General features: G+C 52.6%; 10 protein-coding genes. All 10 read right to left on the reverse strand.

Annotated features, from left to right (window positions below; genetic code table 11):
• Positions 1 to 2 precede the first annotated feature (2 nt).
• Positions 3 to 986: a carbohydrate ABC transporter permease gene (locus tag PAT3040_RS20455; protein WP_087572118.1), complete on the reverse strand. Its 984-nt coding sequence runs from the start codon at positions 984 to 986 to the stop codon at positions 3 to 5.
• Positions 976 to 3,948 (reverse strand): extracellular solute-binding protein, encoded by a 2,973-nt coding sequence (locus PAT3040_RS20460; RefSeq protein WP_181376752.1) that lies wholly within the window; start codon positions 3,946 to 3,948, stop codon positions 976 to 978. The genes PAT3040_RS20455 and PAT3040_RS20460 overlap by 11 nt, the downstream gene beginning before the upstream one ends.
• Before the next feature lie 14 nt (positions 3,949 to 3,962).
• Positions 3,963 to 5,111, reverse strand: a complete 1,149-nt coding sequence (locus tag PAT3040_RS20465; protein ID WP_108994180.1) for an ABC transporter ATP-binding protein — start codon at positions 5,109 to 5,111, stop codon at positions 3,963 to 3,965.
• Positions 5,112 to 5,589: 478 nt separating this feature from the next.
• Positions 5,590 to 6,954 carry a sialate O-acetylesterase gene (locus PAT3040_RS20470; RefSeq protein ID WP_108994181.1) on the reverse strand — a complete coding sequence of 455 codons (1,365 nt, stop codon included), beginning with the start codon at positions 6,952 to 6,954 and terminating at the stop codon, positions 5,590 to 5,592.
• A 673-nt stretch (positions 6,955 to 7,627) separates the two neighbouring features.
• Positions 7,628 to 7,939 (reverse strand): rhodanese-like domain-containing protein, encoded by a 312-nt coding sequence (locus PAT3040_RS20475; protein ID WP_108994182.1) that lies wholly within the window; start codon positions 7,937 to 7,939, stop codon positions 7,628 to 7,630.
• An 87-nt stretch (positions 7,940 to 8,026) separates the two neighbouring features.
• On the reverse strand, positions 8,027 to 11,116 hold the full coding sequence (locus tag PAT3040_RS20480) for a VWA domain-containing protein (protein ID WP_108994183.1): 3,090 nt from the start codon (positions 11,114 to 11,116) through the stop codon (positions 8,027 to 8,029).
• Complete coding sequence (locus tag PAT3040_RS20485; protein ID WP_108994184.1) at positions 11,100 to 13,103, reverse strand: vWA domain-containing protein; 2,004 nt, start codon at positions 13,101 to 13,103, stop codon at positions 11,100 to 11,102. The genes PAT3040_RS20480 and PAT3040_RS20485 overlap by 17 nt, the downstream gene beginning before the upstream one ends.
• Before the next feature lie 46 nt (positions 13,104 to 13,149).
• A complete protein-coding gene (locus PAT3040_RS20490; RefSeq protein ID WP_108994185.1) occupies positions 13,150 to 14,226 on the reverse strand; it encodes a DUF58 domain-containing protein in 1,077 nt (358 codons plus the stop codon).
• Positions 14,223 to 15,212 (reverse strand): AAA family ATPase, encoded by a 990-nt coding sequence (locus tag PAT3040_RS20495; RefSeq protein ID WP_108994186.1) that lies wholly within the window; start codon positions 15,210 to 15,212, stop codon positions 14,223 to 14,225. Before PAT3040_RS20495 ends, PAT3040_RS20490 begins: the two co-directional genes overlap by 4 nt.
• Positions 15,213 to 15,715: 503 nt before the next feature.
• The coding region (locus PAT3040_RS37255; RefSeq protein WP_507763373.1) for a DUF8809 domain-containing protein at positions 15,716 to 16,097 on the reverse strand (382 nt) is incomplete at its 5' end.

The following is a 16,097-nucleotide window of genomic DNA, read 5'->3' on the forward strand; positions in this document are numbered from 1 at the left end:
GACTATTCCCCCTCCTTTGCAGCAAATAATCGATAGCAAAACCGCATAACCAGATACGAGATAACTAATAGAACTACCGAAACTGCCGAGGCATAACCCCATTCATAACGTAAAAATGCGTAATCATCGATATGATTCGTCATCAAATGGCCAGAATAGCTCGGCGTAATGGCTAGGCCTGTCAACTGGGTCGAGATAGCGCCTGCCTTAAGAGTTCCTACTATGGCCATCACCGCACTAAACAGCATCTGAGGTTTCATTGACGGTATTGTAATGTAGTACGCTTCTTGCAGCACATTCTTGATTCCGTCAATTCGCCCAGCCTCGTACAGCTCCGTATTTACGGTCTGCAACCCGCCCAGCATAGCGAGAAAACCTACGCCCATACTTGTCCATAACGTCACGATAATCATAATGTTCATCAAATATTTCGGATCCTGCAGCCACAGCTGCGATGTCTCTATCAGCCCAAGTTTAAGCAGGATATTGTTCAAATAGCCTACACGATCTCCGCTGAAGGTAGCGATCCAAATAACGGACAGCGCTACTCCCCCTGCCATCGAAGGCGCATACAGAGCTAGTGTAAAGTAGTCGCGAATATTCCGGGGCAACTGATGAATGAGCCAGGCAAAAACAAAGGACAGCGCGTAGCCCCCTGGCCCTACGATTAGTGCAAATTTGAACGTATTGGGCAGCGTGTGCTTCATAAATACAATGTCTTGCGTCAGAAGGGCGATAAAATTATGGACGCCGATAAATGTCGGAAACGAAAAACCATTAAACGAGGTAACGCTGAGCAACAGGGCCATGAGCACTGGAATTAAAATAAAACCGCAAAAAGCGATAAGAAACGGCGCCAAAAACAAATAGGACAGCCGGCTATCCCAGCATTCCCTTAAGAATCGGCGGAACCGCCGAACGAAGCGGGCTCCCCCAGGCGAGGAATGCGATCCCTTAGCTGGAAGAGTCAGACTTTTATTGTTCATTCGCAGCGCCTCCTTCTTTCAAGCTTTTGCTAAATTTTTCTTCACTGCGCGTTATATTCAGATTCGTATCCGGTCCAAAGCCAAACTCCTTCTGCTTGCGCGTCATTTCCCGCTGCAGCGATATCGCTGCCTTGCGAAGCGCTTCATTGGGCGGCATGCCGCTCAGCACTGTGTTATTCCAGGCAAAATCCATTTCCCTTCCCAGAAAGTAATAACCCGGCACGTATGGCATATTTCGCCCCCAGCTTGCCTGCTCGGTAAGCACCCGCATATCCTCCTCGGGCCATGGCACATCCTGCAAAGCCTCCAGATTGGCCGAATTCCAACGGTATTCAATCCCCGCGAACGATTCTATATCATTAGCATAGCTGGCTTGGGTGTCCCGCGAGGTCCACCATTCAAGGAACTTCCACGCCTCATCCTTTCGCTCGCTTTTCTCCATCACCATTGCGGCTGTCGTGCTCTGAGCTGACCAGCGAACAACCGTTCCATCCTCCTTTAACCGCCCCGGCAGCGGCGCCATTTTCCACTTGCCGCTAATTTCCGGTGCCGCTACACTAAGCTGGATATACGTATTGTAATCGGCAATGCCGATGGGCATATCACCGAAACGGAAATGGTTAAAAAAGGCCGGAACCTCCTTCGGCACGTTGTAGATGCTGAACAAGTCCGTCCATCTCCGAAATGCAGTCTGTGCCGCCTCGCTATCGATATTCGTCCGCATCCCATCTTCGGTATAAAACTCAACCCCCTCCTGATAGAAGGGCATAATAAATTCTTTCGCAGGGTAATAAAGCTCCATGCCGTTCTCCTGCAGCGTTGGCATTAGGTCCAGCATCTCATCCCAAGTATCCGGCGGATGAAGGCCAAGCCGTTCAAAGACATCAGTCCGATAAAACATCACGGCAAAAGATTGAGTTTCCGGCAAGCCATAAATGCCCCCGTCATACGAGTAGGAACGCATCACACCTGGACTAAACCGCTGCACAATTTGCTCGAAACCCGGCTGCACGGATAAGTCCGCTGCTGCTCCGCGCATCGCATAGTCAACCGGTGTTTCCATTCCTATGCCCAACGCAATATCCGGTTGATCTCCGGCAGCATTACCCAGCATAAGCACATTGGTGCTTGGCATCAGATTCACGTTGACCTGTATGCCAGTACGAGGAGTGAAATCAGCCTCAATCATTTTTTGCAGCAAATCGACATAATCCCGCCCCCGTTGCACCCAAATGGTAAGCGCTTCGTCCTCATTCAAATCCTTTAAATCATATTGTTGAAAAAAGGTGCGCACAAAATTATGCGTACCGTAGCTGATTCTGTCCCAGAGACCCGGCAGCTCCAGCTCCGGCTCAGCTTCTCGCTCGCGTACGACCAGAAAGTCCAGCAGAAGCGCCTGGCTTTCCATCGGCTTAAGCCATGTATTGATGCTCGTTTGAATATCCGCAAATACCTTGATTTGATTCGGAATATCATTGACATTCTCAAGCAGCTCTTCGAGGCTGTTCATGGCCGCAGAAATGGCCGTAGTCGGATCGGTCACATGCTGATTCAGGCCATTGGCATAATCCCGAACCGTCCGAAGTCGTTCGATAACGTCGGATAGCTTGGTCTCGATGTGCGGATCATACGTCTTTAACTGCCAGTTCCTTCCTGTATCCAGATTTGAGCCGCTCCCGCTGCCGTAATTGCCGGAAATCAGACGAATATCCCGCTCCACAACGCTTAGATCCGTCAATGCGTCCCGCAAGGACTGCACAGCAGGGGCAATCAAAGCGCTATCGGCGATAAGCCTGAGCTGATGATCTCCTTCTTCCAGCCAGAAGAGGTAAGGTTGTCCCAAGTCATCCATGAATGGCTTGATCGTCATATCCGTTTGAGCCGGCAAGGCATAATGCAGCAGCTCGCGGAATGGCACCTTCCCGTCCAGCAGCACAGTGCGATATACAGCTGCCTTGCCGTTATAGGCCTGCAAATACTTCATGTCAATTACATACCAACCGCTTGAAGGTACGGTAAATGCCCACTCAATCCAGTCCCCGGCCTGCTGCCAGCGTTCTCCGCCAATCGTATTATAAACAAGCCTTCCTTTGGGATCGGGTGAAATATAAGGCTCCGCCAGGCTTTGTGTCTGAATCCCTATCGCAGATTTGGCAGCATACTGCTCAGCCTCGATAACCGTATACCAGCTGCTGCCTGGTAATTCGGCTGGGGTAGAGTTAGCTGCTACATAGTCGGCATACGACGGAATCCGTTGGGGAGCGGCAAAAATTAAAGAAGCCAGCGCTACTGGCTCACGTCCCCCTGTCATCCGAATCGTGTTTTTTCCCTTCTTGAGCGGCCACAAAAGCGGCTCGGACGACACCGCATAATCTACTACCTGCAACGTGCTCCATTTGGTTATTTCGGTCTGCACCGGACGAATTTCGTTGCCGAGCCCGTTGCGCTCATACGGATATTGGCCGTCCTTCCAAAGCCTCTCGAGTATGATTCGCTCCGCTTCCTGATACGGATAACGCTCGTTAATCTGGATGCCGCGTGCGATACTCGCATAGCTGCCCTTTAGTGGAAAATATTCAACCGTAAGCGCATACAATCCCTCCTGCGGAGCCTCCACCGTCCACTCAATCCAGCCTTCAGAACTCGTCCAGTCGATCACGTTTCCCTTTTGCTCATCGTTGCGTGCTTGGAACTGGCTGTCATGCGAGATTGCTGAATAGTCCACCGCTTGGATCATAATTTTCCCAGGCTTCATCTCCTCAGCCTGATTGCCGCGCAGCCAATGCGCATACACCGGTAACGGTTGCGCTTTAGGATCGGATGGCTCCGCAAGAACAGATCCCAAATAGATCGAGCTGGCTTGATACTCGGGAAACAACTGTTCTTCCTTAAAATGACCTTTTGATATCCACAGCATAAGGATTAGAAACAGGATAAAGCTCCAGCTGATTATTTTCCGCATCGAGTATTCCCTCCTCATACGGAAGCCCCCCGGAGCAAAAGCGATTCCCCGCTCTCCCGCTCAAATAGATGCACTTTATCCATTCGCAGCACCAACTTGATCGTATCCCCTATGCGCACGGGTATATGGGCATCCGCCCTCGATACGATGGCAGTCCCCCCCAGATCGGTATGTATATAAGTATCAGAACCCATGGGCTCTTTCATTGCAACGGTTACTTGAACCTGCCACTCGCCATACGGCTCGGCTTGCAAGGCATCAGCGTCACATAGCACATGCTCCGGGCGCAGCCCGAGCACAACCTGCCGCCTGCTGTTCGGCAGCCCTTGACTCATTCCTTGCAAGTGCCGTGCATATGCCTTCGGCAAAGGCAGCCTCAAACGTCTATTTTCAAAATAAAAACCATCCTCATGTGAGGCAATTATCCCGTCAATGAAATTCATTTGAGGTGATCCAATAAAACTCGCTACAAATTTATTTGACGGTTCATCATAGAGAATCTGCGGAGCGGCCACCTGCTGAATTCTGCCATCGCGCATGACCACGATCCGTGTGCCCATTGTCATCGCTTCTGTCTGATCATGCGTCACATAGACGAAAGTGGTCTGTAATTGACTGTGAATTTTAATAATTTCCGCACGCGTCTGCGCCCGAAGCTTGGCATCGAGGTTCGAGAGTGGCTCATCCATCAGGAATGCTTTTGGCTCGCGCACTAATGCGCGTCCCAATGCTACCCGCTGCTTCTGCCCTCCGGACAGTTGGGCGGGCCGCTTCGTTAATAGGTGTGAAATTTCAAGCATTTTGGCCGCGCGGCTGACGCGCAGCTCCACCTCATGCTTAGCCACCTTTCGCAGTTGCAGGCCAAGTGCCATATTTTCATAGACCGACAAGTTCGGATATAGCGCATAATTTTGAAACACCATCGCAATATCCCGATCCTTTGGCGAAACATAGTTCGTAAATTTGCCGTCGATGTAAATATTCCCTTTAGACACATCCTCGAGTCCGGCAAGCATTCGCAGTGTTGTAGACTTGCCGCAGCCAGACGGGCCAACCATAACGAGAAACTCCCCATCCGCCACTTCGAGATGAAAATCGTTTACCGCGGGATTGGGCTCACCCTTGTAATGTTTGTATACATGTTGAAACACCACGTTTCCCATAGTTCTAAAAGCGCCTCCCCTCAGCTTGTCCGCAAAGCTTGCAAAGCTTTCTTTTAATATCTAATTTTTCGCCCGTCCCCTCTTCCCGCCTTTGTTACTCTAAGTTTACCGGGGGAGTATGGCAGCGTCTTTGCAAATCTTATTGTTTCTTGTTCGCTCGTATTACTTATGATAGTCCCATCTTTTAGAGAGCGTTTGCATTTTATTGACTTGTTCCATGTATTCATATTCATGTTTATTTTGATTTTTACAACCGTATAGAACGATCAGCATTCAAAATTAACGTCCTCCAGCTTAATAACAGGGCCATATCATGGGTACAACTCTTATAGTCAGTCAGTACGAACTAAAACTTTCTGGCTGGATTCATAAGTCCTTAGTGATGACTTCTAATAAAAACTTTCACACGGGTGTTGAGGACAATGCCACTAAAAAAGGTGCAGATGCATGAGTCTGCATCGCACCTTTGGATTCTCCGTTATATTAAGACAGGACCAAAAACAGGCAACGGAATTCCAAGACTATCGCGTACATTAACTAGTGGATTTCTGCCTAGCCCATGGAATAACTTGGCATTTTCCGGTACCGGCCGTTCGAACGATAGAATAACGCATTGTCGATCAGGAGTTACTTTGCCTAAAAACGATTGATACTCACCGGCAGCTTCCACCTTAAATCCAAAAATTTGTCTTGCAGGATTGAGTTTTTCATTGACTCCAGTGAAAAAGATTCGCAATTCCGTCCGATCTTCGTTCCACTTATAACAATGCGGCCTCGGTCCACTTTCTACAACCGTCCGGTTATATACATACCTTAAAGCTTCCCATGCCATCCTGCGTCCAACATTTTGCAAAGACTTCGAATCCAGGTGAATCCCATCCGACATAGAGGCGTCAATGGTCGGTACCATATATACGTGAGCAACCTCGCTATCAAGCTGCCATTGCTCTTGTTGAATATGATTCCACCAACGAGGCTCCTCTCCGCTATAATGAACTGCAAGCTGGGCATAAATAATAGGCAATCGATGATTTCCCGTATCTCCCCTCAGAGCTTTTATGAAGGCTATAGTCCGTTCTTTGTAGAACGGGCCATCCCCTTCATTAGCATCACTTTCTCCCTGATACCAAAGCAAACCCTTGATTCGCCCACCTAATTTGCGAACCTTACGGATCATAGCCCCATATAAAGAATGGCCACCTTCGTCCAACCGCGCAGGATCCCATCTCAACATATTGGTACCCCCATGTGCAGCCATAATGAGGCCAATCGGAACTCCAGTCTCTTTGAGGAGTTGTTTTCCAAAAGTCAGACCGAGCCCTGCTCCTTGAAACCTCTCCCGTCGCATTCGTTCGGCTTCGGCCGTAACCTCAACCGCTGGAACTCCCCAATGCACAGGATCTACCGCTTCCTGCAACCAACACAACGGTTCTTCGGCAATTCCCCAATAATCCCCCATATAGAAGCAACTAACCCCCTCCTCGGGTTCTTCTACATCAATCTCCTTGCCGCAACCCTCCATATTCGATTGTCCCGCGAGCAGCCACAGGTCCCCCACAAATACGGGAGAGATGGATGTCTCTGCAACGCGAGAGTTTTCTAGAACTCTGAATTCAATTCCATATGATCCAACGGGAATTCTATTTAATACCCCCTGAAAGCTCGTTCCCTTCATATCACCCATCCGTTCCCAAACTGAAGAATGAGAAGAAGAAAATAATCGAGCCTCTACCCTGCCATTCATAACATCTGATATTTCTAGCGAAAAAGATATATCGCTTTGATTATTGTCATCACGCTGATACACCTGATAAGCTTCTACTCCCAGTAACCGTAGCTCCACCTAAGTTTCACTCCTCAGTTAGATGATTGCATGTATTAGTTTGTATACATGTTGAAACACCACGTTCCCCTTAGTTCTAAAAACGCCTCCCCTCAGCTTGCCCGCCGAGCTTTCAATGCCATAGCTCGCAAGCCTATTCATCCTGTGATAAGCTAACCCTACTAATTCGGTTATTGCTACTCCAAAATTGTGCGATCTGGAATATTGGCAACGTTTTCAATTCCTTTATTATTATCTACTTTATCGCCCCATCCCCGCTTCCCGCCTTTGTTACTCAAAGTTTACAGGGGGAGTATAGCACCGTCTTTGCAAATCTTATTGTTTCTTATTCGCTCGAATTACTTATGATAGTCACATACTTTAGAGAGCGTTTGCATTTTATTGACTTGTTTGATGCATGCACATTTACATTCACGTTCATACACATCGTTTCAATGCTTTAAAAATTCAGCTGAATAGTAAATTCAAATTCTAAGCAGGGTTGGGAAGGATTACAGACACCCGTCAATGTATTTTCTTCAAACATCATCCTTCCCTACGTTTCGGAATGCTCAGCGCTCCTGGTCGCATCGCCACAAAGCCACATCAATAAAAAAAGGTATCTCAAGGACAAAGTTCAAGTCCCAAAGATACCGTTTTTTATACCAGATGTTGCCCATCATTAAAACAGCTGCTACTTCCCTTCGACAATTTCGCCTTGCCACGCCAGCATGCCGCCAGCGACATTAACGACGTCAAAGCCCTGGAGTGTCAAAAATTCGCATACGCGTCCGCTGCGTCCGCCGCTGCGGCAAATAAAGACAACTTCGCCCTCCACGTCATGCACTTCGTGTGCGCGTGCTTGGAATTGAGAAAGCGGAATGCTTCGCGCCGAGCCGATATGTCCCTCTTCCCATTCGTCCGGCTCGCGGACATCGATCAGATTTAAAGTTACGCCTTGGTTCAACTGCTCCTGCAGTTCGTCGGTCGTCATTTCGCGGTACATCGTTCCATCACCTTTCACCGTGGAAATTAAGCTTTCCTAGCATTGTAACGCGGCTAAGCCGTCTCTGTCCAATCCAGCTCGACAGGGCTACTTTCCGCCTCGATTATTGGATCTATTTTTGGCGGCGAGCAGCCGGTTCATCGTTCCGGTACTATCTTGCTGCCTGGAAGAATTCGGATTCGCCGACTGAGATGCGGGAGGCTGCGGCTTGTTCGGCGAAACTCCATGCTGTGAATGTTCTTGTTGCGAACGTTCTTGCTTCGCATCTGGCTTAGGCGCGGAGCCACGAAAGCTCGGAGGTTGAGCGGGAGGCGCCGTCGACCGAGTGCCGGAACGATCCAGAACCGATGCGCTTTGCGAAGAAGACTTCGCCTCGGTCGATTGCCCAATTCCAGTTGGGACTTTGGCTTGCTCTTCCAACTGTTTCCTCGTAAGTTCCACGCCAGCAGCCTTCCCATTATCATCCGCTCCATAAAATCGGGAGCTGGCTGCCGCTTTTCGTTTCAACTGCTGAAGGGCGTTTGTTGTTGCCGGAGCGACTCCACCGTCCGCTCGCCCCACGACCTTGCTTCGCAATTGAAGCCGAGTTATCGCCTGGCCAACCAGCAACCTCCATGGAATCGATAATCGGCGCACCGCGATGTCCAAAAGCCATAATAATAAAATCGTAATCAGCATCTCTCGCGTCCAATCATACGCTTCCCTTCGAACCGTCTTATCGCCGCGAAAGGCTAATAGCGCATCCTCAAGTCCCAGCTCTCGCCCGCCTGTAAGGGATGCTATCCGCGCAAGCGTCTCTCCGCCTTTGTCATCCTGTATGCGATACTCCGGCGAATAAGGGATGACGAGACCCGCCGTCTGTCCGCCTTCCGATACGTATTCGCCTTCCTTCGACACTTCTCCCACTTTTGCGAGATAGGCGCCAGGCTGCAAACTACCGATGGACGCCTCGTATTGCCCTGGCGCAACGGGCATCAGCTCCGTCGGTTCGGCGGAACCGCCCTTAGCCAATCCTTCGATTGTCGCACCAAGCTTCGTGCTGCCGCCTGCGCCAGCATCGCTGCTGCTTTCTACCTTTAACAACCCGGCTCCGCCCGTCATTTCGGCCGATACCCGGTAAGGCGTGCTGTCGAATTGCGGAAATGTCCACTTCACCCATTCTGCGAACAGTTTCGGAAACGACTCCCACTGCATCCATTGCGGTGACCACTTGCCTGTGACGTCGCTTGTCCATGCAACGGTCCGCCCGGAGCCGTATTGCCATCTTGCCAGCACGGGATCTCCCTCCGGCGACCATAGCGCCACCTCGGCAAGCTCCTTGGAGGTTGTCGCGATATACGCCTGTAGGGGCGGTACGCCTTCCTTCCATAACGACGCCCATTCTCCGCTGCTGCCGATTGCCGGGACGAACTCGCCGTCTACCACATACGTTCTGGTCATCAGGACCGTCTCGCGGCTGAAAATGGCAGGTAGCGTACTTTGATCCCGCGTAAAATAATACCGGCCCTTCGCATCATTCGCCAGACGCTGGAGGAGCGCCTGATCCGCGCCGTCTCCAACCGCCACAGTCGACAGCGTCATCAGATGATCGTTCATGGCATCCGTGATGACGGAGTAATTCCCCGCGCTTCCGGACTGTCCGTCCGTCAGAAGAATCATATGCTTCCGTTCCGCTTCCAACTCAAGCAACCCTTGATAACCCGATTCCAGGGCCGTATAGATTTCCGTGCCGCCTTCAGGCTGAATGCCCTGAATGTTCTCGATGACGTCTTCCCGGTTCGACATCTTAGTCGGCTCGACGACCCACCAAGGCGCGGAGTCGAAGGCGACGACGCCTACCGTATCCTCGTCCCTCATCAGCTCCACGGTGCGAATGGCAGCTTCCTTGGCAAGCTCCAGCTTGCCGTCCGACATGCTTCCCGAACGGTCGATCACAAGGACAAGACCAAGCGAAGGAATCTTTTTCCTCCCCTCAAGATCCATACGGACGGGAAGCGCATCCTCGATAGCGGTTTTGAAGTAACCGCCAAGCCCGTAGGACTGCTCGCCGCCAAGCATCATGAGGCCGACTCCGTAATCGGAAACCGCGGAGCCCAGCCACTCCATAGGTTTCTCCGCAATGCGGGTTGCAGGGACATTATTTAAAATAATGCTGTCATATGCCGCGTATTCCGCCAGCTCCTGGGACAACTGCTCAGGCTCAATCGTGTCAAAGCCGATCAAAGAAGAAGCAAGCGCTCCCTCCAGATTGACGGATGATCCCGGATCTCCTTCGACGATGAGCACTTTGGGAGGACCATTGACGCGGCTAAAAGCATAACCGCTGTTGTTTGCCGCCTGCTCGTCTCCATCGACGTGGATTTCGGCGCGGAATCTGTGGAAGCCGGGTTCAAGCGCCGTACTTTGCAAAATAAAGCTGTTATCGCCAACCTCCAGTTGTAAGTCGCTGATGCTTAGCTGTTGATCGTTCTGGTAAATCCGTAGCTCGGCTTCCCCGGAGAAGGTGCTCTTGATTGTAATCTCGAAACCGAAGGTTTCGCCTTGCTTCAATGAGGACGGCACCTTGAGCTGTTCCAATGCGGCATCGCGCTTCAGCGATGAAACGATCGGCACCACGTCTACGGCGATACCGGCGTCCTTCAGCATTCTGGCTGCGCGAATGGCATCGCCGCTGTTCTCCGAGCCGTCCGACAGAACGACAAGCCGTCCTCCCCCTTGTTCGCGAAGCATCGCGGCGGCAAGCTGAAGACCTTTGGCCAGGTCTGTATAACCGTCCGACAGCCCCGTCCGGAAACGATAGTTATCCTCTTCGGCCAACGCTTCCGAGGTTAACCCGCGATCCACGACAGCGGACAGTCCGAACGATACGATGCCTCCTGCATCGCTATTGTCCTTGTCGCGCCAAGCCTCCGCGATCCATTGGCCAATACGCGGATCTTCATTCATGCTGGCCGAACGATCCGCTACGAACACCACGTTGCGTTGCTCTTGCGTGCGATAGGGCTGCACTTGCGCAAGCAGAAGTACGATAAGCAGCAGGATGATGGAACGAATCGATATCGCCGCGACTTTACGCGCGCCTGAAAGTCGGCTTGCCGTCCGGAACATCCAAATGACATAAGCTGCCCATGCCACAAGCAGCCATAGAGCTAACGCATGCTCAACCGATATGCCCACGGCGGTACACCTCCCACTCCAGCATAATCAAGCCAAGCAGCAAGACGGCTGCCCAATGGATCAAGGATTGCTGCATGCCGTTGTTTTGCTTTTGTCCGGCATTAACGGTTTGATTGTCTTCATCATCTTGTTGCACGGAGTGAAACGCAAGCTGTTCGCCAGAAGAAGAAGTAGAACGAACGGCCTTCAGCTCCTCCATATCCGGCGAAACGGCCAGTAAGCGGGAGGCGATCAGTTGGCCTGTCGCATCGCGTTCTTCCAGACGATAGAGACCCGGCACATCGGGAACTCGTATTTGACTATCGTTCCGTTCCACCTCCAAGGCAGAGCTGCCGGTCTCTTGTTCGCGCGAAATGAGCTCAGGACCGTCCAGCTTCGCCCACCGGGCGGTCTCCGTCTCCGCTTGCAGCGCGACAGACATAGAAGACCCGGCAAGACCGGATCCCAGCTGGGGCAGCGAGCTGCCGTTCATCCACTCCGCGGCTTGCACGATAAGAATGGGAAACTCCGGCCTAAGCGGCAGATCCGTGTCCTGCAGGTTAAAGGTAAATCGAAGGCGAGGACGTCCCTGCTCCGTTCCGGCAATAATTGCGGGATATCCCCCGTACGTAAGAACAGGATCTCCCCATGCCGCGTCTTGATTGCCAACCTCGTACAAACGCCCGATATGCGTGTCCTGCAAGGTAATATATGCCGTAACGGGATGCTCCAAGGCCTTCGCTTCCGTACTTGTCGGTACAACCGTGCCAGTACCATCCGTTACCGGATGATCCATATTCCATACCGGCATGCCGCCAAGCCAATCCGCCCAACCTGCCGATTCCTTCAGCTGTTCTAGCTGCCCATCTACGAGAACCCAGTCCAGGTCGCGGGCGATCTCCCCTGTCGGCGGAGGTTGATCGGGACTGCTTTTTACAATCTGAACGCCAGCCAGAGCAAGTGCTTTTTCCAGGAACATGTTGCCGCTAGTAACAAGCAACGCTTTGCCTGTCTGAGTACCTTGCGGAAATTGGAATGCCATGTTATCCGCCGCAATGAAGTCCGGTTCGCCGCGAAGCTCCGCGGTATAGTAATCGGCCGGAGGCAAGACGTCCGTCTCCTCGCTTTGCCAGCTCAGAGCATCCGTCTCCATATCCACTTCCGTACGGTAAACTTCGCCCTCATCCAGCACGAATGCCCTTATTGTCAAGTTATAGATTCGAGAATGCTCGCTATCATTGCGCACCGTAACGGTCGCAATTTGATGCCCCGGAGAGCTTCCGGATTCGCGCAGGCCAAAGCTCAGAATTGAGCCATTCTCAAACGGCGAGTCTGCCGCCTCTGAGGGTCCAGCATGCCATCGCTCCGTTTGCGCGTTCAGCAGCAGCTCCGAAGCTTCCTCCGCGTCGATCCATTCCCCGTCCGTCAGTACGATCGTCTGTCCATCCTCCCCGCCATGAAGGGAATCTGCAAAGGATAACGCAGCCGAGTTGTCTGATCTGCCGTAGAACGGAACGATGCCGTCCAGAATCTCGGCCAACCGTCGATGATCGCTCTCGCGAGACGCCAGAACCTCAGGCTCCGCGCCAGAGACGACAAGCGAGATCGGTCTCCCGGACGGCTGCTCCGCCAGCCAAGCCCCAGCTTGCCGGAGTCCGTGCTCCAGTCTAGTCAAACCCTCGGGTCCTTCGTCGCCCCTACTTGCGCTCATGCTGCCCGAACGGTCGATAAACAACACGGCATGTCCATCCGGGGAGGCCGCCCCCCATCTCACGGGCTGCATTAGCGCAAGCACTGCAATAAGCGCGGCAAGCAGCTGCAGGAGCAGCAGCCACCTGCTCCGCAGCTTCTGCCAAGGCCGGTTGGCTTCCTGCTCTCGAAGCAGGCGGTTCCATAACATATGGCTGGGTACGACGGTATCGGTATATTTTTTTTTGAGGATGTACATAAGCGCGATAATAGGCAAAGCAACTGCGAACCAAGCGGATGCTGCCGATAGGAACTGCATGCCGATATTGTCCCCCTTTCTTCATGATGCGAATGAGAACCAGCCGCTAAAGACGCAGCGTATTCGGTATCGTGGCAAGACTGGCTATTATATCGGAGATGGATCTGGATGTGTCGATAAAAACAAACGGGATGCCGCGATCCGCGCATAACCGTCTCAGCTCGTCCTGAAATTCTGCCAGCGTTTGACGGTATTGTCGCAGCAAGCCGCCTGACAACGCCACTTCCTTGCCAGTGCCGAGCTCCGCGTCGATCAACCTTAATTCCCCATCCAGGCGCGGATCGAGCTCCTGCGGAGACAACAATTGGACGAACACGACATGCTGACCGGCAGCTGCAAGAGCGAGCAGCGTCTCCGCGATCCCCGATTCATACCAGCCATCCGTAAACACCCAGCTCACCCCCGCTCTTCTGGGCAATCTCCCCGGTTGCCGAAAGGGCTTAGACAAATCGGAGATACTGGCATCTGCTTCCCGCGTCTCTGACGGGTTAGGCGGAAGGGCTGCGGCTGAGCTCGTTGGTTTCTGATCTGAGATGCCGATACCTGCTCCCGTCGTCTCTGACGGGTTAGGCGGAAGGAATGCTGCCGGGTTCGCTGGTTTCTGATCGGCCAGATACCGAAACAGATGCAACGATGACGCGCGGCCGCCTGCCAGCCGCACACCTTCGTCCATCCATTGTCCGGCGAACGTTCGGACGGTGAGACGATCGCCGCCGCACAAGGCGGCGTATCCGACGGCTGCCGCCAGACGGAGGGCGCATGTCAGCTTATTGGCCTCTTGCCCGCCGAAATTTGACATGGAAACGGAAGTATCAATATACAACGTAGCATGCAGTTCCTGTTCATCCCAATATTGGCGAATGAACGGTTTGCCCGTTCGTCCGTACACGTTCCAGTCGATCCGTCTAATATCGTCGCCAGGCGTATACGGTCTGTAATCCGCGAATTCCTGGGAGCCGCCGAGCGAGGTCGAGCGTCGTTTGCCTGCCAACGTCCCTTGTACGCGGCTTCCTCCGGCCAGACTCACTCGCTCCAGCTTTGCGAGCAGTCCGGACTCCGGGAACAAATAAGAGAAAGCCTCGTCTCCGCCCTTTATCTGCTGGAGCTCCTTCGTCGAAGTCATCGCTTGGCCTCGATCTCGCGAATAATTGACATCGTCATGGCATCCGTATCCATCCCGAGCGCCTGCGCTTCGTAGCTGAGCACGATGCGATGCCGCAGAACAGGCAGCGCGACATCGCGGATATCTCCCCATGACACATGAAGCCTGGCGGAGGCAAGCGCTTTGACCTTCGCTACGGACACAAGCGCCTGCAGCGCTCGCGGTCCTGCTCCGAATCTCGCATATCGCTTGATCTCTTCCGGCGCATCCTCCTCGCCGGGATGGGTCATCATGACAAGCTTGACTGCGTTATCCAGCACATCCTCGGAGACAAGCAGCTCCCTCGCCGCAGCTTGCAGCTCCAGCAGCTCGCTGCCGCTAATGATCGTGCTCGCGCTTGGTTTCGCGCTTGTCGTCGTGCGGCGAACGATTTCCTTTAGATCTTCCCGCGTCGGATAATCCACTCCGATCTTCAACAGGAATCGGTCCAATTGCGCTTCCGGAAGCGGGTACGTACCCTCCTGCTCGATCGGATTTTGAGTAGCCAATACGAAGAACGGCCGAGGCAGCTTATGCGTTTCGCCGCCAGCCGTTACCGTGCCTTCCTGCATCGCTTCCAGCAGCGCGCTCTGCGTCTTTGGCGTTGCGCGGTTAATCTCGTCCGCCAGCACGAGATTGCCGAAGATCGGTCCCGGCTGGAATCGCTGCGCTGCGGCTCCTGCCGCGCCGAAGTCGATCAGCGTCGTCCCCGTAATATCCGACGGCATCAGATCCGGCGTAAATTGAATGCGGGAGAATTGCAGCGCCACGGCGTCAGCTACGGTACGGACCAGCATCGTTTTGCCTAGTCCCGGAATCCCCTCCAGCAGAGCATGTCCGCCTGCCACAAGACACCAAAGGAGCTGATCCACAACCGTACGTTGCCCCACGATTACCTTCCCGACTTCCTCCCTTAGCGCCGCAATCCGGCCCGCAGCCTCCGCAAGCTGCTCCTTCGACTCTATCATTGTTATTGCCTCCTCTTATGATCGCAGGGGCTTAGGGGTCCCTGTAGAATTCGGAATTTACGATTGACCATACGCGTTACGTTTGAGTATGAAATATCATATACATTGGTGTTGCCTGGTACTTTGATGAGTGATTGAGTATGATATTTCATACTCAATTGTGGTCAGAAGCTACTTATGGAGCAGACGTGTATGAAATTTCATACACATCTTTGACGATTACCCATACACAATACGTTTGTGTATGAAATATCATATACGATGGCGGTGCTTGGTTCTTTGACGAATGATTGAGTATGATATTTCATACTCAATTGTGGTCAGAAGCTACTTGTTGAGCAATCGTGTATGAAATTTCATACACAGCTTTGACGATTACCCATACGCGATACGTTCGTTGTTGAAATATCATTTTCGTCGTACAGGCAGGTCCTTCTGTTACGTACTACATGAATACGCCGACCCGGGAGGGCCGGCGCGCAACACATGGAATCACGTAATCGTTAGTCCGGTTGTATTTGATCAAAGTATTGTTTGACTTTATCCTGCATACTGGCAGGCAGTTGAGTTCGTCCCAGTGTCCGCTTCGCTTCTGCGGCATATTCGCCGTACACTTCGTTGTATGGACGAGTGGTACCGTCGATCATCGGAGATTGTCCGCCATTCTGTGTGGTTCCACCGGTTGATGGACCAAAGTCGTTCTCAATCTGGCCCTCACCCTGCATACTTCTGGGCGTTGTCACCAATTCCCGACCGCCGACTCCTGATCCGGCACCAGAGCCTTGACCCGCTCCGCTGCCAGAGCCTTGGCCCGCTCCGCTGCCAGAGCCTTGGCCCGCTCCGCTGCCAGAGCCTTGGCCCGCTCCGCTGCCAGGGCTTGCCCCG

Origin of the sequence: Paenibacillus agaridevorans (genome assembly GCF_003112455.1) — a bacterium.
GTDB lineage: Bacteria > Bacillota > Bacilli > Paenibacillales > Paenibacillaceae > Pristimantibacillus > Pristimantibacillus agaridevorans.

What these genes read in the sequence shown, in the direction of transcription:
- PAT3040_RS20455 (WP_087572118.1), bottom strand. Translation starts at nt 986, where the DNA reads ATGAACAATAAAAGTCTGACTCTTCCAGCTAAGGGATCGCATTCCTCG.
- PAT3040_RS20460 (WP_181376752.1), bottom strand. Translation starts at nt 3,948, where the DNA reads ATGCGGAAAATAATCAGCTGGAGCTTTATCCTGTTTCTAATCCTTATG.
- PAT3040_RS20465 (WP_108994180.1), bottom strand. Translation starts at nt 5,111, where the DNA reads ATGGGAAACGTGGTGTTTCAACATGTATACAAACATTACAAGGGTGAG.
- PAT3040_RS20475 (WP_108994182.1), bottom strand. Translation starts at nt 7,939, where the DNA reads ATGTACCGCGAAATGACGACCGACGAACTGCAGGAGCAGTTGAACCAA.
- PAT3040_RS20485 (WP_108994184.1), bottom strand. Translation starts at nt 13,103, where the DNA reads ATGCAGTTCCTATCGGCAGCATCCGCTTGGTTCGCAGTTGCTTTGCCT.
- PAT3040_RS20490 (WP_108994185.1), bottom strand. Translation starts at nt 14,226, where the DNA reads ATGACTTCGACGAAGGAGCTCCAGCAGATAAAGGGCGGAGACGAGGCT.
- PAT3040_RS20495 (WP_108994186.1), bottom strand. Translation starts at nt 15,212, where the DNA reads ATGATAGAGTCGAAGGAGCAGCTTGCGGAGGCTGCGGGCCGGATTGCG.